Source organism: Marimonas lutisalis, from assembly GCF_005434965.1.
Taxonomy (GTDB): Bacteria; Pseudomonadota; Alphaproteobacteria; order Rhodobacterales; family Rhodobacteraceae; genus Marimonas_A; species Marimonas_A lutisalis.
Map to the genome: position 1 here is coordinate 276,209 of NZ_SKCI01000004.1, position 20,804 is coordinate 297,012.

The following is a 20,804-nucleotide window of genomic DNA, read 5'->3' on the forward strand; positions in this document are numbered from 1 at the left end:
CTATCGGGTCAAGCACGAGGCCCCCGCGCCGGTGCGGGGTGGGCGGGTGAGCGCACCGGCGCGGGGGCCGGCCAGAAAAAACCCGCCCGGTCTCCCGGGCGGGTCATTTTCAGTCAAGGCCACCAGGCTCAGTGCACCACGGCATCATCCGGCTTGGGCTTGTTCGTGGCGCCCACGCGATCGCCGATGATCAGGCCCTCGCTGCCCGCGCTCACCGGCACGGTGCTTCCGTCCAGGATATCGCCCGCCAGGATCGCCTCGGCCAGCGGGTCCTGCAGCGCGCGCTGGATCACCCGCTTCAGCGGCCGCGCACCATAGACCGGGTCATAGCCTTCGTCGGCCAGCCAGGTCTTGGCCGCATCATCCAGCTCCAGCGTGATCTTGCGTCCGGCCAGGCGTTTTGCCAAGCGGCGCAGCTGGATCTCCACGATGCCGTCCATATCGTCGCGGCCCAGACGGTCAAAGACGATCATGTCATCCAGCCGGTTCAGGAACTCGGGCCGGAAATGGGCGCGCACCGCGTCCATCACGTCCCGGCGCGCCTGACTCGGGTCCGCCCCCTCGGGCAGCTGGCTCAGCGCCTGGCTGCCAAGGTTCGAAGTCAGCACTATCAGCGTCTGCTTGAAGTCCACCCTGCGGCCCTGCCCGTCAGTCAGCACCCCATCGTCCAGAACCTGCAACAGCACGTTGAACACTTCCGGGTGCGCCTTCTCGACCTCGTCGAACAGCACCACCTGGTAGGGCCGGCGCCGGACCGCTTCGGTCAGAACGCCGCCCTCGTCATAGCCGACATAGCCCGGAGGCGCACCGATCAGGCGGGCGACCGAGTGTTTCTCCATGAACTCCGACATGTCGATACGTACCATCGCGTTGTCGTCGTCGAAAAGGAACTCGGCCACGGCCTTGGTCAGCTCGGTCTTGCCCACACCGGTCGGGCCGAGGAACAGGAACGAGCCAAGCGGGCGGTTCTCGTCATTGAGGCCCGCGCGCGCCCGGCGCACGGCATTGGCCACCGCGGTCACCGCCGCGTTCTGGCCGATCACCCGCTTATGCAGGTTCTCCTCCATGCCCAGCAGTTTCTCGCGCTCACCTTCCAGCATCTTGCCGGCCGGAATGCCCGTCCAGCGCTCGACGACGCTGGCGATCTGGTCGGGGCGCACGGCCTCTTCCACCATCACGCCTTCGTCCTCGGCCTTCTCGGCATCCTCCAGCTGTTTTTCCAGCTGCGGAATGACGCCATAGCTCAGCTCGCCGGCCTTCGCCAGGTTGCCTTCGCGCTTGGCGATGTCCAGCTCGGCACGCGCCCGGTCCAGCTGCTCCTTCAGGTCGCGGGCACTGGCCAGCTTGTCACGCTCGGCCTGCCATTTCGCGGTCATCTGGGCGGACTTGTCCTGCAGGTCGGCCAGTTCCTTCTCCAGCTTCTCCAGCCGGTCTTTCGAGGCCGCGTCATCTTCCTTCTTCAACGCCTCGGCCTCAATCTGCATCTGCAGGATATTGCGATCCAGCTGATCCAGCTCTTCGGGCTTCGAATCCACCTCCATCCGCAGGCGGCTCGCCGCCTCGTCGACAAGGTCAATCGCCTTGTCCGGCAGGAACCGGTCGGTGATATAGCGATGGCTCAGCTGCGCGGCTGCCACCAGCGCGCTGTCGGAAATCCGCACCCCGTGGTGCAGCTCGTATTTCTCCTTGATGCCCCGCAGGATCGAGATCGTATCCTCGACGGTCGGCTCCTCGATCATCACCGGCTGGAACCGGCGGGCCAGGGCCGCGTCCTTCTCGACGTACTTGCGATATTCATCCAGCGTCGTCGCGCCGATGCAGTGCAATTCGCCACGCGCCAGCGCTGGCTTGATCAGGTTGGCGGCATCCATCGCGCCATCCGTCTTGCCCGCGCCCACCAGCGTGTGCATCTCGTCGATGAAGAGGATGATTTCACCCGCAGCGCCCGTCACTTCGTTCAGAACCGCTTTCAGCCGCTCTTCGAACTCGCCACGGTATTTCGCGCCCGCGATCAGCGCGCCCATGTCCAGCGCCAGAAGCTTCTTGTTCTTCAGGCTTTCGGGCACGTCGCCATTGACGATGCGCAGGGCCATGCCCTCGGCAATCGCGGTCTTGCCAACGCCCGGCTCACCGATCAGGACAGGGTTGTTCTTGGTCCGGCGGCTCAGCACCTGCATCGCGCGGCGGATTTCCTCGTCGCGCCCGATGATCGGGTCGATCTTGCCTTCCTCGGCGGCCTCGGTCAGGTCGCGCGCGTATTTTTTCAGCGCGTCATAACCTTCCTCGGCGCTCGCCGTGTCGGCGGTGCGGCCCTTGCGGATGTCGTTGATCGCGGCGTTCAGCGCCTGCGCGTTCACCGCGCCGGCGTCCAGCGCGTCCTTGGCCTTCGATTTGACCATGCAAAGCGCCATCAGCATGCGCTCGACCGGCACGAAACTGTCGCCGGCCTTCTTGGCCAGGTTTTCCGCCTCGCCCAGCACCTTCGCCGTGGCGCTGTCCATGTAAACCTGTCCGGCGTCGCCGCTCACCTTGGCAATCTTGCCCAGCGCCAGATCGACAGCCTCGACCACGCGTTCGGGCGCTCCGCCCGCGCGCTTGATCAGGTTGCTGGCCAGCCCCTGATCGTCGTCCATCAATGCTTTCAGAAGGTGTTCGGGCAAGAGCCGCTGGTGGTCTTCCCGCATGGCGATCGTCTGTGCAGCCTGAATGAATCCGCGCGACCGCTCGGTGAACTTGTCCAAGTTCATGGCAATTCTCCTTTTCCAAGCTTTCCCACCTTGCGCACCCGGCTTCGGCATGCGTCGTTTTGGGAACCTCCCGAAATAAATGGGGCGCCGGAAACGGGGCTTCAAGGCGCGATGTGCGGATTTTCGCACATGATCACACCATTCCGTGACTCCCCCTTAAAACCGTTACATCCGCACCCCAAGTTCTCCACAGGTTTTCCACAGGCGCGGCGAAGCGCCATCAAGGAAAGGAGCGAAAACCATGGGACACGAGAAACTCCGCATCGCGGACATCCGCTACAATCCCGAACGCGAAGGGTTCGAAGCGCTGGTCACCATCCATGACGGCGGACTGAGCTATCGTTACCCCGCCTATGTCGCGGCCCCCGTTCATGCCGATTACAGGATGGTCATCCGCGGCCTGACCGAAAAGGCCGAGGCAGCGCACAAATCCGGCAAGCCCGGCCTGCGTATGCATCTGCGCCCGCTGGTCTCCCGGGTCCCAGCGCCGCAGGACATGCCGCCGCTCGCGGCCTGACCGGTCGAGATCAGACCCGCCCGCGCGCCGATAGCATGATGGCAAGCGGGCGGGTCGCCCGCATTTCCGCCAGCACGATCACGGCACTTGCCGTCAGCGGCACCGCCAGGATCGCTCCGGCCAGCCCCCACAAGGTACTCCAACTCGCCAGCGCCAACAGCACCACCAAGGGGCTGAGGTTGAAGGCCTGCCCCATCATCCGCGGCTCGACAAATCCCGCCACGAACACCTGCGCCGCCGTCAGCGCGAACAGCACGACGCCGGCCATCCACAACGACCCGAACTGCGCCAGGCTCAACAGCACCGGAAAGACCACCGCGACCAGCGAGCCGATATAGGGAATGTAGTTCAGAAAGGCGATCAGAACCGCCCAGAACAGCGCGAACTCGATCCCCAGAACCAGCAGGATGCCAAAGGAAATGATCCCAAGAATGGCATTCACCACCGTCTTGACGAAAAGATATCCACCGATCCTCTCGTTGATCCGCTCCAGGATCTCCATCGCGCGGCTGCCTTTTTCCGCGCCGCCCAGTGCCATGACCAGCTTCTGCGCCATCACGCCGCGCTCGGCCATGAAGAAGGCCGAATAAAGCACGATCAGGAACAGCATGACCCCAAACGCCCGCAGCTGAAGCAACGCCGGAGCGATCCAGTCACGGACATGCACCTCGCCGAAAACGATGTTCTGCAGGTTGGCCCATGTCGGCTCATCGGTAACGCCCATCAGGTCGGCAAGCTGGGTTGCAAGCGCGTTCAGGTTTGCCTCGTATCGCGTCAGCGCCGTGGCCACCTGCGCCAGGTTATTGATGACCAGGATAAAAAGCAGCGACAGCCCCAGCGCAAAAAGCAATAGCGCGATACCGCGGCGCACCCAGTCCGGCAACCGCCCCAGAAGCGGCACCCGGCGCATCGCCGTTGCCGCCGTCGACAGGATGTAAACCGAAATGACGGCCCCGATCACGGGCACCAGCACCGGTCGCCCGATCCACAGAAGCCACCCCAGCATGATCGCAAGGGCGGTGGCATAGGTGATGGTTCTGAACTGCAAGCTCATCGCGCGGGTCCGTCTGTCCGAATGGCATGAAACCCGCTCGGGCTGCGCGATGCAATCCCGGCGCCCCGATTTGCCCCAGGAAACCGGCAGCCTGCCGGACTTGTGAGCAGTTCCGGCGCTCATCTGGCTTGTCAAGTTGAACCGACCCTGCCAAAACCGCCCAAACTCAGCCAGCGAGGTTTCCCCATGTCCGATGACCGCCTGATCGTCGCCCTCGACGTGCCCAACGCGCTCGAAGGGCTGCAACTGGCCGAACGGCTGGGCGACGCAGTATCCTTCTACAAGATCGGGCTCGGCATGCTCACCACCGGCGGCCTCGCGCTCGCGCGCGAGCTCAAGGACGAACAGGGCAAGCGCATCTTCCTCGACATGAAGCTGTTCGACATCGGCGCAACGGTGGAAAACGCGGTGCGCGGGATCGCCCAGTTCGATCTCGATTTCCTCACCGTGCATGGCGATCCGCATGTGGTGCGCGCCGCCAAGGCCGGCGCCTCGGGCAAGGATCTGAAAATCCTCGCCGTCACCATCCTCACCTCGCTCGACCGCGCCGATCTCGATGACGGGCTGATGAAACCCGGCGATATCAAGGATCTCGTGCTGGAACGCGCCGAAAAGGCGTTCGAGGCCGGCGCCGACGGCGTCATCGCCTCCCCGCAAGAGGCCGCCCTGATCCGCGCCCTGCCGTCGTCGGCCGGAAAACTCATCGTCACCCCCGGCGTCCGCCCCGCCGGCGCTGCGCTGGGTGATCAGAAACGTGTCGCCACCCCGGCACAGGCCATCGCCGACGGCGCTGACCATATCGTCGTCGGCAGGCCGATCTGGCAGGCCGACGATCCCGCCGCCGCCGCCCGCGCGGTGCTGGACGAACTACCCTGAGGTCTTGCCAGACTCATCGCCATGCCTCACCCTGAGGGCGAGGAGGACGGCCGATGAAACCGCAAGAGATGTCCCGCGACCGACTTGAACACACTGCCAGCCAGTTCGAAGCCGCCCTGCACCGCCTGCGCAAGGCAATCGGCCTCATCGGCTTCTGCCTGCCCTTCCTGCTCCTGATCGGCGTTTGGTTCTTCGGCATCCCGATGCAGGAATCGATTTCCGAGTTCTTCTTCACCGGCCTGCGTGACGTCTTCGTTCTGGCGCTCTCGGGCGTAGGTGTCTTTCTCGTCGCCTATCACGGGCATGATCCGGAAGAGGACGAAATCCTGTCCGACTGGCTCGTCTCCACCATAGCCGGCGCCACCGCGCTCGGCGTCGCTCTGATCCCGACGCTCTGCGCTGCCGATTGCTACCGCCCACCTGCGCTCGCCGACCGGTTGATCGGCTCGGATATGGCGCAAAGCACTCTGCATTTCGGCTCGGCCGGCATATTTCTGTCCAGCCTCGCGGTCATGTCGATCTGGCTTTTCACCCGAACCGATGACCCGTCCCCGCCACCCGACAAACTGCGCCGCAACGCGCTTTATCGCGTCTGCGGCTGGGTGATCTTCGCGATGGTCGCGGCTCTTCTGGTGTTCAAAATGCTGTTGCGCGATATCGGCCAGGCCTGGGATGCGGCCTGGCACTTCACCTTCTGGGCCGAATCCATCTCGGTCTGGGCCTTCGGACTCAGCTGGCTGGTCAAGGGCGAAGCGCTACGCGGCCGCCCGACCGTCTTTCTCTACGGCGTCAACAACAGCCCCGACATCAATCCTCGTTGATGTCGGTCTCCCAGTGCCGGATCTGGCCCTTGCGCACGCCCATCACCTTGCGCAGCACTAGCCACGCCACCAGCGAAAAGATCGCGAACATCAGCGCCATCATCGAGACCGAGCTGGTCAGCCAGGCGGCAATCGCGCCGCCCAGCGCCAGCAGGATGCCAACCACCACCGCGCCCACGGCAAAGCCCAGGAACACGAATCCCGGCACGAAAACCTCCAGGATGGCCAGGCAAATTCCCGCGGCCACCCAGGCCCACCAGACATCCCACATCATCACTTCACCCCTTTCAGCATCTTGAACGCATCGGTGAAGGCGTCGATCGCATTCGCAGGCAGGATGATCGTCTGCTTGCCCGTGCCCTCGCCCACCTTGGTCAGCGCCTCGACCTGTTTCAGCGCCACCTGGTATTGCGCGGCCTCCAGACCGTTATCCTGGATTGCCTGCGCCACCACACCGGTGGCATAGGCTTCGGCGTCGGCCTGCACGCGGCGGGCCTCGGCGGCCTTCTGCGCGGCATAAAGCTCGGCATCGGCCTGAAGCTCGACCGCACGGCGCTTGCCCTCGGCCTCGGTCACATGGGCGCGCCGGGCGCGTTCGGCATTCAGCTGCTGCAGCATCGCCTCCCGCGTGGCCTGGTCCAGGTTGACGTCCAGGATCTCGGCGCGGGTCACCTCGATGCCCCAGTTTTCAACCGCGTCCTCGACGCTCGCCTTGATCGCCGCGATCAACGCGGACCGGTTCGATTGCACCTCGTCCAGTTCCATCTTGCCGATCTCGGCCCGCACGATCCCCGCCACGGTGGTGGCAATCGCGCCGTCCACGTCACGAATGCGGTACACCGTCTTTTCCGGCTCAAGGATGCGATAGAACACCGATGTCTCGACCTGCACCAGCACGTTGTCAGCCGTGATCGCGTCCTGGCTGGCATTGGGCAACTGGCGCTCGAGAATGGAAATCTTGTGGCGCACCCGGTCCAGGAACGGCACGATAAAGTTGATCCCCGGGCCCAGAACCGCGTGCAGCCGGCCGAACCGCTCGACCACGTGCTTTTCCGACTGCGGCACAATCCGCACGCCCAGGAAAATCGAAATAATGATAAGCGCTGCCAGCAGCAGCAATACGACATTTCCGCTGGCCGCTTCGGCCACCATCTGATCGGGAGTCATAACTCGTCCTCTACTTGCACCCCTTGCTTTCATATTGGGTGTGACAGGTAAAAAAGGAAGAAAAACGCGTCATGACAGGCGTTTTCATGGCATTTTTACCACGTCGCCCCCGCTCGCGCCCCCTGTCCAAGCGCCCCGGATCGGCGTAAATTGCGCCCATGCCCGCATTGTGCCGATCCTGCCTGCATGACTTCGCCGAAGGCGCCCGCTGCCCCGACTGCGGCTCGCCGCGCGTGGTCTCGCACCCCGAGCTCTTCTCGCTCTCGATCGCGCATATGGACTGCGATGCCTTCTACGCCAGCGTGGAAAAGCGCGAAGACCCCTCGCTTGCCTCGAAACCGCTGATCATCGGCGGCGGGCGGCGCGGCGTGGTCTCGACGGCCTGTTACATCGCCCGCATCCGCGGCGTACGCTCGGCCATGCCGATGTTCCAGGCGCTGAAACTCTGCCCCGATGCGGTGGTGCTGCCGCCCCGGATGAAACCCTACGCCGAGGTGTCGAAACAGATCCGCGCGATGATGGACGAGCTTACCCCCGACGTCGAACCGCTCTCGCTCGATGAGGCTTTCATGGACCTCTCGGGCACCGCGCGGCTGCATGGGCGCCCACCCGCGGTGATGCTGGCCCGGCTCGTCAGGCGCATGAAGGACGAACTGGGACTGACCGGCTCGATCGGCCTCAGCCACAACAAGTTCCTCGCCAAAATCGCCTCGGACCTCGACAAGCCGATGGGATTTTCGGTGATCGGTGAAGCCGAAACCGCCAGCTTCCTGCATGACAAACCCGTGCGGATGATCTGGGGTGTGGGCCAGGCGATGCAGGCTCAGCTGGAAAAGGCCGGCATCCACCGCTTTTCCGATCTGCTGCGCTGGGAGAAGGCCGACCTGCACGCGCGGTTCGGCTCGATGGGCGACCGACTCTGGCACCTCGCCCGTGGCGAGGACCACCGCCGCGTGTCGGCCAACGCGCCTGTGAAATCCATCTCCAACGAAACCACCTTCCACGAGGATACGTCGGATCCCGACCTGCTCGACGGCCATATCTGGCGGCTGGCTGAAAACGTGTCGGACCGGGCCAAGGCGCGTGGCCTGGCGGGCCGGGTCGTGACGCTGAAGCTCAAGCGCGCCAACCACACCCAGCTCACCCGCCGGCAATCGCTGCGCGACGCCACGCAGCTGGCCGATTCGATCTATCGAACCGCGCGCGCCCTGTTCGATGCTATCGGCCAGCAAGGTCCCTACCGGCTGATCGGCGTCGGCATCTCCGAACTGATCCCCGAGGATCAGGCCGACCGCTCCGCAGACCTGCTCGACCCGCAAGCCGCCCGGCGCTCCGGCGCCGAACGCGCCAGTGACGCCATCCGCGCCAGATTCGGCCCCGAGGCGATCGTCAAGGGCCGCGCGCTGCGCTGAGGGACTGTGCCGCGTTCCACGTGTCGCGGCGGGGCGGGGCCTCGGCTGACGCCTCGGCCCCGCAAGCCCATCGCCGGAGATCTTCCCCCAAAACGCCTGGCCTGCCGCCAGGTCGGGCCAATGAGTATTTGGACCAAGAAAGAGCATCCGATCTGCTCTTTCTTGGCATAAATACTCAAATTCACCAGCTCGTCCGGCGCGCGCGCCGAAGTCGCACACCAAGCCCCCCGGGCCTGCCGGGGCGGGTGGGTGGGCGGCGGGCCCGGGGGGCGGGCAGGAAGGGGAGCGCACGGTGGGTTAACCCGGGAACACGTGAAGATTTGCCGCGCTGCGGCGGTGCACGGATGTCAGCCGGACGGCAGCCGCTGATCACCCCCGCGCCTTCGCTGCGTCGCGGCAGCGTTAACCGTGGCGTCCGCCTTGGACATCACTCCGCGGCCAGGCGGTCCTCGGCCTGGCCGATAACGGCAATCTCGGCCACGACCTGCCGCATCAGCCGGCGAAAGGCGTTGAAGTTGCCGTTCGGGCGGATCATCTGCTCGTTCATGTAAAGCGAGCGGTCGATCTCGATCTGCACGGCATGCTGGTTGCGCGACGGACGGCCATAGGTCTGGGTGATGTAAGCCCCTGCAAACGGGGCATTTCTGACCACCGACAGCCCGGCCGAGGCAAAGGCCGCCTCGACCCGTTCGACCACATCGGCCCGCGCCGAGGCGCCGAAACGGTCTCCGATCACCACCTCGGGCCGCTTCTTCACGCCCCGCGTGATCGTGTCCAGCGCCTCGTGCGGCATCGAATGGCAATCGATCAGGATCGCCTCGCCGAAAAGCGCGCGCGCCTCGTTCAACTGGCGTTGCAGCATTTCGTGGTAGGGGCGCCAGTAGGTGTCGATCCGACGCTTCGCCTCCGCAAGCGGCAGCTTGCCACTGTAGATCGCCTTGCCATTGGCCACCACGCGCGGGATCACGCCAAGCCCCGACGCCACGCGCGGATTGTGCCCGGCCTTGGCCACGCCCTCGATCAGCGCGGGGTCGAGCTCATCCGCGCCGCGGTTGAGATCGACGAAGGCGCGCGGCGCGCCCGCGCGCAGGAACGGGGCACCGAATTGCGGCGCGCAGTCGAAAATCTGGTCGACGAAGGCATCCTCGGAGGTGCGGATCGCGTGCTGGTCCAGCACCGTGCGGCGCAGGAACGTCCACGGGTAATCCCGCCCGGAATGGGGCGAGGCGAACACCACGCTGGTGCAGCGGTGCTCGGGGTGGACGAGATCGTAGGCAACCTTCGGCATGGCGTCTCCTGATGCATCATCATTACGCAAATTCGGGGCTGACCAAAAGCCCTTGATCCCCCGTGCGACTCCTTTTATAAGCCCCCAGACCGGCGCGGATTTTCCCGCGCCCGTTTTATTGGGGCCGGGCTCGTATCGGTCTCACGGGCGGTTAGCTCAGCGGTAGAGCACTACGTTGACATCGTAGGGGTCACTGGTTCGATCCCAGTACCGCCCACCATCGCATTCACCGCTTCGGCCCGGCCGAGGCGCCCGGACAGAAACAAGGCGCAAGGCCCGCGCCGCGACAGATAGGAGAGACCGATGAAGGTCAAGAACTCGCTGCGTTCGCTCAAGAACCGCCACCGCGATTGCCGCGTCGTGCGCCGCAAAGGCCGCGTCTACGTCATCAACAAGACTCAGCGCCGTTTCAAAGCCCGCCAGGGCTGAACCCGCGCCGAATACTCTATCGAACCGCCCGGTTTCCGGGCGGTTTTTTCGTTTCGCGACCTTGTTTTCAGCGCCGGCATGCCGATCTTGCGCCATGTCATTGAATTGACATCGCTGCCGGCCAGAATCGGCGCATCCTGACAGAACGGCAGCAGGACAAGGACATACCACCATGACGTCACATCCGCGCAAACAGCTTGATCCGGGACAGGCGAAACCCGCCGTGCCCGTTGATCGCGATACCGGCGACGGCCGGATCCACCCGCATGACGGGCTGGATCATGCGTTGCGCGCCAACCTCGCGCGGATGACGGGTGGTTTGTCGCCGCAGGCCGCCGCCGGCGCCTGGAGCGACTGGGCGATGCACCTGTCGCGCGCGCCGGGCCGCCAGCTGGAACTTGCCGAGCGCGCGGTTGAGGCGGCATGGAAACTGGCCGCCGACATGCTGTTGCCCGACACCAATGAACGCCCGTTTCAACCCGGCTCGAACGATCACCGGTTTACCCATCCCGGATGGGCTCACCCGCCGTTCCGGTTCTGGCAGCAGGCCTTTCTGGCAACCCAGGACTGGTGGAACCATGCCACCGACGATATTCCCGGCCTGCGCACACAGGATGCCGAACGTGTGCGTTTCATGATGCGCCAGATTCTGGATGTCGCGTCACCGTCGAACTTTCCGCTGACCAACCCCGAGGTCATCGCGGAAACGATGAAATCGTCCGGGCAGAACCTCGGCCACGGGGCAACTCTTGCGTTCAATGACTTCCTCAAGGTGATTGCGCAGGAAGATCTGACACCCGAAAGCGATTTCACCGTCGGCAAGGACATCGCCGCGACACAAGGCAATGTCGTCTTTCGCAACGAGCTGTTCGAGCTGATCCAATACACTCCGCAGACCGAAACGGTGCAGGCCGAACCCGTGCTGATCGTGCCGGCCTGGATCATGAAATACTATATCCTCGATCTCAGCCCGCAAAACTCGCTGATCAACTACCTTGTCGGGCAGGGTCACACCGTTTTCTGCATCTCCTGGGTCAACCCGGGCACCGAGTTGCGCAATGTCACGCTGGATGATTACCGCCAGAACGGGGTGATGGCGGCGGTTGATGCGGTCAGCACCATCACCGGCAACGAAAAGATCCACGCCTGCGGCTATTGCCTCGGCGGCACGATCCTGTCGATCGCCGCCGCCACGATGGCGCGCGATGGCGACGACAGGCTCGCCTCGCTCACGCTCCTGGCCGCGCAGACCGATTTCAGCCAGGCGGGCGAATTGCTCCTCTTTCTCGACGAAAGCCAGGTATCGCTGCTCGAAGACCTGATGTGCGACCAGGGCTATCTTGACCGCAAACAGATGGTCGGCGCTTTCCGCGCCCTGCGCTCCGAAGATCTGATCTGGACCCGCGCGGTGCGGCGCTACCTGCTGGGGATCGAGGAACAGCAAACCGACATCGGCACCTGGAATGCCGATGCCACGCGCATGCCAGCGCAGATGCATTCGGAATATCTGCGCGGGCTTTTTATGGAAAACCGCCTGACCGCGGGGCGTTTCGCCGTCGAAGGCCGGGTGATCGCGCTCAAGGATATTTCCGCACCGATCTTCGTCGTCGGCACCGAAACCGATCACATCGCGCCCTGGCGGTCCGTTTACAAGACCCGGCTTTTCACCGACGCAGATTTTGAATTCGTGCTCACCTCGGGCGGGCACAATGGCGGCGTCGTCTCCGAACCGGGGCATAAGGGCCGGCATTACCGGATCGGCCACCACGCCTCCGGCGAACTCTACATGGATCCCGATGCATGGTTTGCACGGCACGATCCGGTAGAGGGAAGCTGGTGGCCCGCCTGGGCCGCCTGGCTGGCAGAGCACGGCAGCGACGGCCAGATCGAGCCGCCGCCGATGGGCGCGCCTGACGCCGGCTATCCGCCGCTCGGGCCCGCGCCGGGCACCTACGTTTTCATACGCTAGGCGACGCGGCGATCAGCGCTTCAGCATCAGCAAGACCATCGTCTGCTGGCTGACGAACCCGGTGACCGGAAGGTTGCGCGCGCGCTGGAACTGTCGCAGCGCGCGTCGGGTCTGGCGATCGAACGCGCCGTCGATCTTTCCGACGTCGAGGTTCTGTGCGGCCAGCATCCGCTCGACGATCATCCGCGCGCCCGCATTTGGCACAACGCGGGTCTCTTCGCGTTTCCAGGCCTCGATCTGGGCCTGCTTGTTCTGCTCCTCTTCCAGTTCAGCCAGTCGCGCGCGGGCCGCATCGGCAAAGGCGCCACCGGGATGCTGCGCCAGGAACGCACGGTAGGCGTCCGCCGTGTCCGCCTGGCGCGCCGTATCCCAGGCTGCGCGCTCGCGCGCCTCCGATGCCCCGCGCTTCTCGTCCAGGATGGCTTGCAGCCGTCGCTCCGCCTCTTCGGCGAACACACCGTCGGGATAGGCGCGCAAATACCGGCGCAGGCCAGCCTCGTTTCGGCGGATCTGGGCCCACATTTCCCGATCGGCGCGCTCCTCGGCCTCGCGGCGCAACTGGGCCTCGCGCTCCAGTTCGGCGGCGCGCACGTCGGCCTGTCGCTGCAGGCGCTGCACCTGCTCGGCGGTCAGGTATCCGTTGGCATCCAGTCCCTCGGCCGTCTGCCATGCCGCGATCGCCGCGCGCGATCCGCGCCCGAAAAGCCCGTCGATCCCCCGCGGATCGAACCCCAGCAGCGACAGGTTGCGTTGTACCTGCCGCTTGGTGTTGCGGCTCAGGTTCAGCTCTTCCTCGATCTGCTTCACCCGGGCCAGCGGATCCTGTTCCAGCGCCGCCAGCCGGGCGCGTGCCTGCGGCGCGAACCGGCCAAAGGGATAGCGGTCGACATAGGCGCGCAGCGCTTCGGCCGTGCCGATATCCTCGACCGCCTGCCAATAGGCATTCTCGCCCGCGATCGCGGTGCCGCCCGGCTCCGCCGCCTCGGAAAAGCGCACGGCGGCCGAGGTGAAACCGTCCGCCTCAACGCCCTCTGGCAGCCCACCCAGGGCATCACGCAGGCTCATTCCCTCGTCGATCAGCCGATCGCGCAGGATCCGGCGCAGCTCTCCCATCGGGCCGGTCAGAACCGTCACGCCCTGCGGTGCGCGCACCCGGCCCGGCCCCCGGCTCAGCCCCGCGCCAACCGGCGCCGCCTCCCCGGGCGTGCCGATCAGCACCAGGGCCTGCCCGGGCGCCAGCCGCGCCAGGTCAACCAGCGGCGACACCGGAATGCCAGCCATGCCCACCTCAACCGCCCCGGGCGGCGGTGTGGCTTCGGCCATCAACCACGCCTCGCGGCCCGTGTGCCCGAACTGGCCCGTCACGGCGATCACGATCCTGTCGGCATCCGGGCGCGCCTCTGCCATCGCGCGCAACTGCACGGCCAGCGCCTGCACCTCGCGGGCGTCGCCATTCATGCTTTGGAAAACGGTAAATCCGCGCGACCGCAGGTCGGCCGCCAGCCCCTCGGCGGCTGCGGGCCCAGCCTCGTCCTGGCGGCCATTGGCCAGGACCAGCGCCAGGTCATCCGCCCAGGCCGGCCCGCTCAGCATTCCGCCCGCGGCCAGAACCACCGCCATCAGCGTCGTTTTCATGATCATACCTCCCCGGAACCATGCCGGGGCAGGCACCCCGGCCTCAATCGTAGCTGCGGGTATCTTCGATCACTTTGCCGTCGTTGGGAAGGCTGCCCTTGGTCAGGACCTCGATCTTGCCCTTCAGCTTCAGAACCTCGCTCGCCGATTTGGCGAAGGCATCGGCGTCTCCGCCCTCGGCCTCGATCTGCACGGTCATCGTGTCCATCTCGCCCTCACGCCCGGCAACGACGCGCGCCTTGATGATCTCGTCATGCTTGGCCACCAGCGCCGCCACCTGTTCGGGGCGCACGAACATGCCCTTGATCTTGGTCGTCTGGTCGGCCCGGCCCATCCAGCCCTTGATCCGCATATTCGTGCGGCCACAGGGGCTTGCGCCTTTCATCACCGCGCTCAGATCGCCGGTGGCAAAGCGGATCAGCGGGTAATCCGGGTTCAGCGTGGTCACCAGAACCTCGCCCACCTCGCCCGGCGCGACCGGGTCACCGGTGCCGGGGGTCACGATCTCGACGATCACGCCTTCATCGACGATCATCCCTTCCATCGCCTCGGATTCATAGGCCACGCTGCCCAGATCGGCCGTGCCATAGCCCTGCAGGCAGAAGATCCCCCGGTCGGCATATTCCTGCCGCAGCGACGGAAAGAGCGCCCCGCCGCCCACCGCGGCCTTGGTGATGCCCAACTTCAGGCCCATCTCGTCGGCCTTGTCCAGGATGATTTTCAGGTAATCGGGCGTGCCGGTATAGGCGGTTACGCCAATGTCATGCGCCGCCTGCGCCTGCAGCTCGGTCTGTCCGGTGCCCGCCGGCACGACGGCACAACCGATCGCCCTTGCGCCGCTTTCGAACATCATGCCCGCCGGCGTCAGGTGATAGGAAAAACAGTTCTGCACGATATCCTCGGCCCGGATGCCCGCCGCATACATCGCCCGCCCCGAGCGCCACCAGTCATGGCTGATTCCGCCCGGTTCATAGATCGGGCCAGGGCTCTGGAAGTAATGCGCCACGTTCGTCACCGGCAGTGCACCGAAGGGCGGCGTGGCTTTCTGGCGGCTCGACAGGTCGGATTTGCGCAGCACCGGCAGCTTTGCCAGATCGGCCAGATCGCTCAGCGGCGGCATGTCGTGTTTCGCCAGCTGCGCGTTCAGCGCCGCCAACTGCTCTGCCGCGCGCTGATCCGCCGACCGTGTCTCAAGATCATCGTAAAAGCCGCTCATGGCCGGACCTCCATCAAATTGTATGCGACAGTATGCCAAGTTGCCGTAGCGTCACCCCGGGTGATATCCCCCCCACAGGACGAGTAGCCGGCGCCGTTTTCCAGGTGTTGGAAAACGGAGGAGTCATCATGCCAAACACCCCATTCGACACCCGCATCACCTTCCACGACGATCTTCAGATCATGGAGGCAGATTTCTCGGGCTTCACCTTCGACAGTTCGCAAACCGTCAATGCCTTCTACGACCGGATCGAGGAACGTATCGCCGCCACTGGCGAAACCCAGTGGTTCTTCCTCGTCAACTACTCCGGCTGCGTGATCGACAGTTCGGCCTGGGTCGCGTTCTCGCGCCGGGGCAAGGCGCTCAACCTCGCGCATTCCATGGGCTCGGTCCGCTTCGACGCGTCCGAGGCAACCCGCGCCCAGATCCAGCGCGACGCCAACACCGAACGCTTCGACCCCAACCTTTTCGCCGATCGCGATGCCGCGCTCGCCCGCCTGGCCGAACTCCCGTCCAGCCGCCGCGCCCGGATCGTGCATGATCCGAATTACACGCTGGCCGATTTCGTCCGCCGTATTTCCTTCGATCCCGACGGGCCGATCATGCATGTGGACTTCTCGCATTTCACCTTCCACCACGCCCGCGACGTCGATGATTTCTACGACTACATCGAAGAGCGCATCATCGAGAGCGACCGCAAGTGGTTCTTTCTCGTCGATCTCGAAGGCTGCCAGATCCTGCCGGGTGCCTGGGTCCGCTACGCCTATCGCGGCAAGCGGCTGAACAAGGCCGCCTCGCTCGGCACCGTCCGCTTCGCACCCGGTTCCGAAACCGAAGAAGACATCCGCCTGCGCGCCCAAAGCCAGGGGTTCGAGCCCAACATCCGCAACACCCGGGACGAGGCGCTCGCCCGCATCGCCGAGATGAAAGCCGCCCTCCTCACCGAGATGGGCTAGGCCAGCCCCTCCCGGACGGGCCGCGAAAAACGGCCCGGTATTGGGTATTTCAGCTGTCGGGAACATCAGCTCAGCCAGCGTTTCCGGCGGCGATAGCTGCGCACGTCGCGGAACGATTTGCGCCCCTCGTCCGACATGCCCAGGTAGAATTCCTTCACATCCGGGTTCTCGCGCAGTTCTTTCGCGGGCCCGTCCATCACCACGCGCCCGTTTTCCAGGATGTACCCGTAATGTGCAAAGCGCAGCGCCACGTTGGTGTTCTGTTCAGCCAGAAGGAAGGTATAGCCTTCCTCCTCGTTCAGCGATTTGACGATGCCGAAAATCTGCTCGACCAGCTGCGGCGCCAGGCCCATGCTCGGCTCGTCCAGTAGGATCGTCTCGGGCCGGCTCATCAGTGCGCGGCCAATGGCGATCATCTGCTGCTCCCCGCCCGAGGTGTAGCCCGCCTGGCTGCGGCGGCGCTCTTTCAGGCGCGGGAAATAATCGTAGACCATGTTCAGGTCGGCATCGACATCGCCCTTTGAAGCCGCACGCGTATACGCGCCGGTCAGCAGGTTTTCCTCGACCGTCAGGTGCTCGAAACAGTGGCGGCCTTCCATCACCTGGATCACGCCACGCTTCACCAGGTCGGCCGGGTCCAGGTCCTGCACGCGTTCGCCGCGATACTGGATATTGCCCTTGGTCACCTCGCCGCGCTCCGAATGAAGCAGGTTCGAAATCGCCTTGAGCGTCGTGGTCTTGCCCGCGCCGTTCCCGCCCAGCAGGGCCGTGATGCCGCCCTTGGGCACCTTGAGCGACACGCCCTTCAGAACGAGGATCACGTGATTGTAGATCACCTCGATATTGTTGACCTCAAGAACGGTTTCCTGGGGGGTTTCACCGGCATCCAGCATGGGGTGTCTCTCGCTTGAAACTTGGTTTGGGTGCCCGGCCCGCCGGTTTTGGCGGGCCGGGCCTTGAACTGCCTTACGGGCAGAACTTCTGCTCTTCGATCTTGTTCTCGGCCGCGTATGCTTCCGAGTCCTCTTTGATCAGCGGGCCCAGAACGTCCTGGTCCGACTGCATGTAGTCGGTGATCAGGCTCCAGGAACCGGCTTTTGCGTCCCACTGGGCCACGGCGCCATAGCCGTCACCACCGTGGTTGGTGCAGGTCACGGTGAAGCTCGGACCGAAGTTCGGCATGCCCAGGGCTGCCATCTTTTCTTCGGTGATCGACAGCGCTTCCATACCGTCGCGCATCTGCGCCGGCGTGATGGTCGCGGTGCCGTGGAGCTCTTGTGCCGTCTTGGCGGCTTCGGCCGCCAGCATCGCGGCGTAAAGACCACGGTTGTAGAGCACGGTGCCGATCTGGTCACCCGCGCCAGCGGCCAGGCCCTTGTCCACGACATGCGTCTTGATGTCGTCGAAGATCGGGTAATCCGAACCCACGTTGTGGAAGGTCAGCGCCTTATAGCCATGCGCGCCTTCACCCGCCGGCTTCACGTCGTTCTCCGAGCCCGACCACCAGATGCCGATGAAGTTCTCCATTGGGTAACGGATGTTCACGGCTTCCTGGATCGCGACCTGGTTCATCACGCCCCAGCCCCACATCAGGACATAGTCAGGACGCTCGCGGCGGATTTGCAGCCACTGCGATTTCTGCTCCTGGCCGGGGTGGTCGACCGGCAGCAGGCTCAGTTCATAACCGTGCTTCTTCGCCAGCTCTTCCAGCGTGCGAATGGGCTCCTTGCCGTAGGCCGAGTTGTGATAGACCAGCGCGACTCTCTTGCCCGAGATATCACCGCCGTTCAGATCCAGCAGGTGCTTGATGGCAATCGACGCACCATCCCAGTAGTTGGCGGGATAGTTGAAGATGTTGCGGAACACCGAGCCGTTCTTGGCCGAGGTCCGGCCATAACCCATCGAGTGGACGGGGATGCCGTCCGCGGTGGCTTTCGGGATCAGCTGGTAGGTGATGCCGGTCGACAGCGGCTGATAAACCAGCGCGCCGGTGCCTTTCGTGGACTCGTAGCATTCAACACCCTTCTCGGTGTTGTAGCCGGTTTCGCATTCGACCAGGTTCACCTTCTCGCCGCCGATGCCGCCGTCACGCTCGTTCAGCAGCGTGAAATAGTCGGCATAGCCGTCCGCAAAGGGAATGCCGTTCGCGGCATAGGGCCCGGTGCGATAGCTCAGCGAAGAAAAGGTCAGGTCTGCCAGCGCCGGGCCCGCGGCCATGACCGCGCCCAGGGCCAGTGTGGCCAGTTTCATTTTCATCGGGTTTCTCCTCCCATTGGTTGATTCCGATGTTGTCCGGGGTTTCTCCCCCCCGAATTGGGCTGTGGCCCGCCCGCCTCAGTGCGGGAAGGGCCAAAGACGAAGTTTCTCCTTGATCACGCGCCACAGCTGGGCCAGCCCGTGCGGCTCGAGGATCAGGAAGGTGACAATCAGAGCGCCGACAATCATGAATTCCAGGTGCGCGGCCAGGTCGGTAGGCCAGCCCAGGCCGCTGACCAGCACGTTTTTCAGAAGCACCGGCAGAAGGACCAGGAAGGCCGCGCCCGCGAACGATCCGAAGATCGAGCCCAGGCCGCCAATGATCACCATGAAGAGCACGAGGAACGATTTCTGGATGCCAAAGGCTTCCCCGACTTCCACGGCACCCAGGTAAACGCTGAAGAAAAGTGCGCCCGCGATACCCACATAGAACGAGCTGACGGCAAACGCGCTCAGCTTGGCCTTCAGCGGATCCACCCCGATGATCTCGGCGGCGATGTCCATGTCGCGGATCGCCATCCATTTGCGCCCAACGCTGCCGCGCGTCAGGTTCCGCGCAATCAGCGCCAGAACCACGACGAACACCAGGCAGAACAGGTAGGTCGCCCAGGCCTCGGTATTGGGCCCGGTGACGGGCACGCCGAACATACCGCGCTCCGGTGCGCTGATCTGGCCCGAAGCCGAGTAGTTGTAGGTCCAGGACCACTTGTTGAAGAGCCACACCAGGAAGAACTGCGCCGCCAGCGTCGCCACGGCCAGGTAGAAGCCCTTGATGCGCAGCGACGGCAGCCCAAACAGAACGCCGACAATCGCCGTCACGAACCCCGCCAGGATGACCGAGAAGAAGATGTTGATCGGCGGCAGGGCATACTGAACGCCCCCGATCCAGATATCGATCCCGGTCATGAACTTGTAGCAGGCATAGGCGCCCACCGCCATGAACCCCCCGGTGCCCAGCGAAACCTGGCCGCAATAGCCCACCAGCACGTTCAGCCCGATCGCCGCAATGGCATAGATCAGGAACGGCAGGAAGATCGCGTTCACCCAGTAGTCGTTGATCACGAAGGGCACGATCGCGAACGCCACGATCAGCGCGACGTAGTAACCGATCCGGTCGAACTTGATCGGGAAGGTCTGCCCGTCATCGGTGTAGGATGTCTTGAAATCCCCGGCCTCACGATACAGCATCAGGCGCTCTCCCCGTTTTCGTCTTCTTCAAGATGTGTTTTTTCCACGCGGTTTGCCGGCTTGGCATATCCCGTCGCTTCGCTGTAGCGCACCAGGCGCAGATAGGCCCACATGCCCACCGCCCCGCCAAGCGCGGCAAGAATGGCGGCGGTCATCATGTCCTTGGTGTTGTGCGAATGCGTTGTCAGCGCGATATAGCCGAAGGCCCAGAACCCGGCCCAGGCGATCACGTTGAGGATGGCAAGCAGTTTGGTCATGCCTACACCCTCTCGATGATCTTCTCGCCGAACAGGCCCTGCGGCCGGAAGACAAGGAAGATCAGCGCCAGAACATAGGCGAACCAGTTCTCTGTCGCGCCGCCCACATAGGGGCCAATGGCGAATTCAAAGAGCTTCTCGCCCACGCCGATGATCAGCCCGCCCACGATCGCGCCGGGGATCGAGGTGAACCCGCCCAGCATCAGCACCGGCAGCGCCTTCAGCGCAATCAGCGACAGCGAGAACTGCACACCCGATTTCGAGCCCCACATGATGCCCGCAACCAGCGCCACGAACCCCGCGAGCGACCACACCAGAACCCAGATGAAGTTCAGGTTGATGCCAACCGACAACGCGGCCTGGTGATCGTCGGCCACAGCGCGCATCGCGCGGCCCTGCTTGGTGTATTGTGAAAACAGCACCAGCGCGCTCACCAGCAGGATGGCGACAACCGTCGCCACCATGTCGAGGTTGTCGATATACATCCCGTAATAGCGCTCGCCCTCGGCGGCCCATGTCGCGGTGAAATCCTCGATGGCAAACGATCCGCCCTGCGGCAGGCCCACATCCAGCGTCTTGATGTCCGAGCCCCACATGGTCTCGCCGAAGCCTTCCATGAAATAGGCCAGGCCAATGGTGGCCATGAACAGGATGATCGGCTCCTGACCGACAAGGTGCTTGAAGATCACCCGCTGCACCACCCAGGCGAAGAACACCATCACCGCGATGGTCAGAGCGATGCCCAGAAGCGCCGGCAGGTGCCATCCGAAATGGTGCACCTCGGTGCCGAAGACGGCGTTGATCAGGTGCGAAAACGGCACCCGCCCCTCCATCGCGCCCACCAGCGTCATCGCCGCGAAAAGCGCCATGACGCCCTGCGCATAGTTGAAGATGCCCGACGCTTTGTAGATCAACACGAAGCCCAGCGCGACAAGGGCATAAAGCACCCCGGCCATCAGGCCGTTGGCCATCACTTCCAGCGTATTGAGAAATGCTGCTGACATGCCTTTTCCCCC

The 20,804-nt window shown here is 64.2% G+C and carries 19 protein-coding genes and 1 tRNA gene; 8 read left to right on the top strand and 12 right to left on the bottom strand.

Annotation, left to right across the window (positions count from 1 at the left end; genetic code table 11):
* Nucleotides 1–128: 128 nt before the first annotated feature.
* The gene (clpB, locus tag E0501_RS17215; protein WP_137702634.1) at nucleotides 129–2,747 is read right to left on the bottom strand and encodes an ATP-dependent chaperone ClpB; all 2,619 of its coding nucleotides are present in this window, start codon (nucleotides 2,745–2,747) and stop codon (nucleotides 129–131) included.
* A gap of 241 nt (nucleotides 2,748–2,988) precedes the next feature.
* Here clpB and E0501_RS17220 point away from each other — a divergent pair, with 241 nt between their 5' ends.
* Nucleotides 2,989–3,264 (top strand): hypothetical protein, encoded by a 276-nt coding sequence (locus tag E0501_RS17220; protein WP_137702635.1) that lies wholly within the window; start codon nucleotides 2,989–2,991, stop codon nucleotides 3,262–3,264.
* A 10-nt stretch (nucleotides 3,265–3,274) separates the two neighbouring features.
* Here E0501_RS17220 and E0501_RS17225 read toward each other — a convergent pair whose 3' ends face one another.
* The gene (locus tag E0501_RS17225) at nucleotides 3,275–4,318 is read right to left on the bottom strand and encodes an AI-2E family transporter (RefSeq protein ID WP_137702636.1); all 1,044 of its coding nucleotides are present in this window, start codon (nucleotides 4,316–4,318) and stop codon (nucleotides 3,275–3,277) included.
* 186 nt (nucleotides 4,319–4,504) lie between these two features.
* Between E0501_RS17225 and pyrF the strand changes: the two genes are divergently transcribed.
* Both pyrF and E0501_RS17235 read left to right on the top strand, forming a co-directional pair.
* Complete coding sequence (pyrF, locus tag E0501_RS17230; protein ID WP_137702637.1) at nucleotides 4,505–5,194, top strand: orotidine-5'-phosphate decarboxylase; 690 nt, start codon at nucleotides 4,505–4,507, stop codon at nucleotides 5,192–5,194.
* Between the two features lie 53 nt (nucleotides 5,195–5,247).
* Entirely contained in the window at nucleotides 5,248–6,015 is a 768-nt protein-coding gene (locus E0501_RS17235) for an acyl-CoA synthetase family protein (protein WP_137702638.1), read from the top strand.
* Here the strand turns inward: E0501_RS17235 and E0501_RS17240 are convergent.
* Both E0501_RS17240 and E0501_RS17245 read right to left on the bottom strand, forming a co-directional pair.
* The gene (locus tag E0501_RS17240; RefSeq protein WP_328591481.1) at nucleotides 6,002–6,289 is read right to left on the bottom strand and encodes an NfeD family protein; all 288 of its coding nucleotides are present in this window, start codon (nucleotides 6,287–6,289) and stop codon (nucleotides 6,002–6,004) included. The genes E0501_RS17235 and E0501_RS17240 overlap by 14 nt on opposite strands.
* On the bottom strand, nucleotides 6,289–7,182 hold the full coding sequence (locus E0501_RS17245; RefSeq protein WP_137702639.1) for an SPFH domain-containing protein: 894 nt from the start codon (nucleotides 7,180–7,182) through the stop codon (nucleotides 6,289–6,291). Before E0501_RS17245 ends, E0501_RS17240 begins: the two co-directional genes overlap by 1 nt.
* A 158-nt stretch (nucleotides 7,183–7,340) precedes the next feature.
* On the opposite strand from E0501_RS17245, the gene E0501_RS17250 reads away from it, so the two are divergent.
* Nucleotides 7,341–8,594, top strand: coding sequence for a DNA polymerase IV (locus E0501_RS17250; RefSeq protein WP_137702640.1), 1,254 nt, complete (start codon nucleotides 7,341–7,343; stop codon nucleotides 8,592–8,594).
* A 427-nt stretch (nucleotides 8,595–9,021) separates the two neighbouring features.
* On the opposite strand, the gene E0501_RS17255 is transcribed toward E0501_RS17250, so the two are convergent.
* Nucleotides 9,022–9,882 (bottom strand): N-formylglutamate amidohydrolase, encoded by an 861-nt coding sequence (locus E0501_RS17255; RefSeq protein ID WP_137702641.1) that lies wholly within the window; start codon nucleotides 9,880–9,882, stop codon nucleotides 9,022–9,024.
* A gap of 145 nt (nucleotides 9,883–10,027) precedes the next feature.
* Here E0501_RS17255 and E0501_RS17260 point away from each other — a divergent pair.
* The 3 genes from E0501_RS17260 to E0501_RS17270 all read left to right on the top strand — a co-directional run bounded on the left by E0501_RS17260 (nucleotide 10,028) and on the right by E0501_RS17270 (nucleotide 12,280).
* A tRNA-Val gene (locus tag E0501_RS17260) sits at nucleotides 10,028–10,102 on the top strand.
* 83 nt (nucleotides 10,103–10,185) lie between these two features.
* Entirely contained in the window at nucleotides 10,186–10,311 is a 126-nt protein-coding gene (gene ykgO / locus E0501_RS17265; RefSeq protein ID WP_008562923.1) for a type B 50S ribosomal protein L36, read from the top strand.
* A 172-nt stretch (nucleotides 10,312–10,483) separates the two neighbouring features.
* The gene (locus E0501_RS17270; protein WP_137702642.1) at nucleotides 10,484–12,280 is read left to right on the top strand and encodes a PHA/PHB synthase family protein; all 1,797 of its coding nucleotides are present in this window, start codon (nucleotides 10,484–10,486) and stop codon (nucleotides 12,278–12,280) included.
* Nucleotides 12,281–12,292: 12 nt separating this feature from the next.
* Here the strand turns inward: E0501_RS17270 and E0501_RS17275 are convergent, their stop codons facing one another.
* Both E0501_RS17275 and E0501_RS17280 read right to left on the bottom strand, forming a co-directional pair.
* On the bottom strand, nucleotides 12,293–13,915 hold the full coding sequence (locus tag E0501_RS17275; protein WP_161594650.1) for a peptidoglycan-binding protein: 1,623 nt from the start codon (nucleotides 13,913–13,915) through the stop codon (nucleotides 12,293–12,295).
* Between the two features lie 43 nt (nucleotides 13,916–13,958).
* Complete coding sequence (locus E0501_RS17280; protein ID WP_137702644.1) at nucleotides 13,959–15,131, bottom strand: phenylacetate--CoA ligase family protein; 1,173 nt, start codon at nucleotides 15,129–15,131, stop codon at nucleotides 13,959–13,961.
* Nucleotides 15,132–15,259: 128 nt separating this feature from the next.
* Between E0501_RS17280 and E0501_RS17285 the strand changes: the two genes are divergently transcribed.
* Entirely contained in the window at nucleotides 15,260–16,087 is an 828-nt protein-coding gene (locus tag E0501_RS17285) for a hypothetical protein (RefSeq protein ID WP_137702645.1), read from the top strand.
* A 65-nt stretch (nucleotides 16,088–16,152) separates the two neighbouring features.
* Here the strand turns inward: E0501_RS17285 and E0501_RS17290 are convergent, their stop codons facing one another.
* The 5 genes from E0501_RS17290 to E0501_RS17310 all read right to left on the bottom strand — a co-directional run bounded on the left by E0501_RS17290 (nucleotide 16,153) and on the right by E0501_RS17310 (nucleotide 20,792).
* Nucleotides 16,153–16,980 carry an ABC transporter ATP-binding protein gene (locus E0501_RS17290; RefSeq protein ID WP_137702646.1) on the bottom strand — a complete coding sequence of 276 codons (828 nt, stop codon included), beginning with the start codon at nucleotides 16,978–16,980 and terminating at the stop codon, nucleotides 16,153–16,155.
* A gap of 73 nt (nucleotides 16,981–17,053) precedes the next feature.
* Entirely contained in the window at nucleotides 17,054–18,343 is a 1,290-nt protein-coding gene (locus E0501_RS17295; RefSeq protein WP_137702647.1) for an ABC transporter substrate-binding protein, read from the bottom strand.
* Nucleotides 18,344–18,421: 78 nt separating this feature from the next.
* Complete coding sequence (locus E0501_RS17300; RefSeq protein WP_137702648.1) at nucleotides 18,422–19,531, bottom strand: branched-chain amino acid ABC transporter permease; 1,110 nt, start codon at nucleotides 19,529–19,531, stop codon at nucleotides 18,422–18,424.
* Nucleotides 19,531–19,788 carry a hypothetical protein gene (locus E0501_RS17305; RefSeq protein WP_137702649.1) on the bottom strand — a complete coding sequence of 86 codons (258 nt, stop codon included), beginning with the start codon at nucleotides 19,786–19,788 and terminating at the stop codon, nucleotides 19,531–19,533. Before E0501_RS17305 ends, E0501_RS17300 begins: the two co-directional genes overlap by 1 nt.
* Before the next feature lie 2 nt (nucleotides 19,789–19,790).
* The gene (locus E0501_RS17310) at nucleotides 19,791–20,792 is read right to left on the bottom strand and encodes a branched-chain amino acid ABC transporter permease (protein ID WP_137702650.1); all 1,002 of its coding nucleotides are present in this window, start codon (nucleotides 20,790–20,792) and stop codon (nucleotides 19,791–19,793) included.
* Nucleotides 20,793–20,804: the final 12 nt, after the last annotated feature.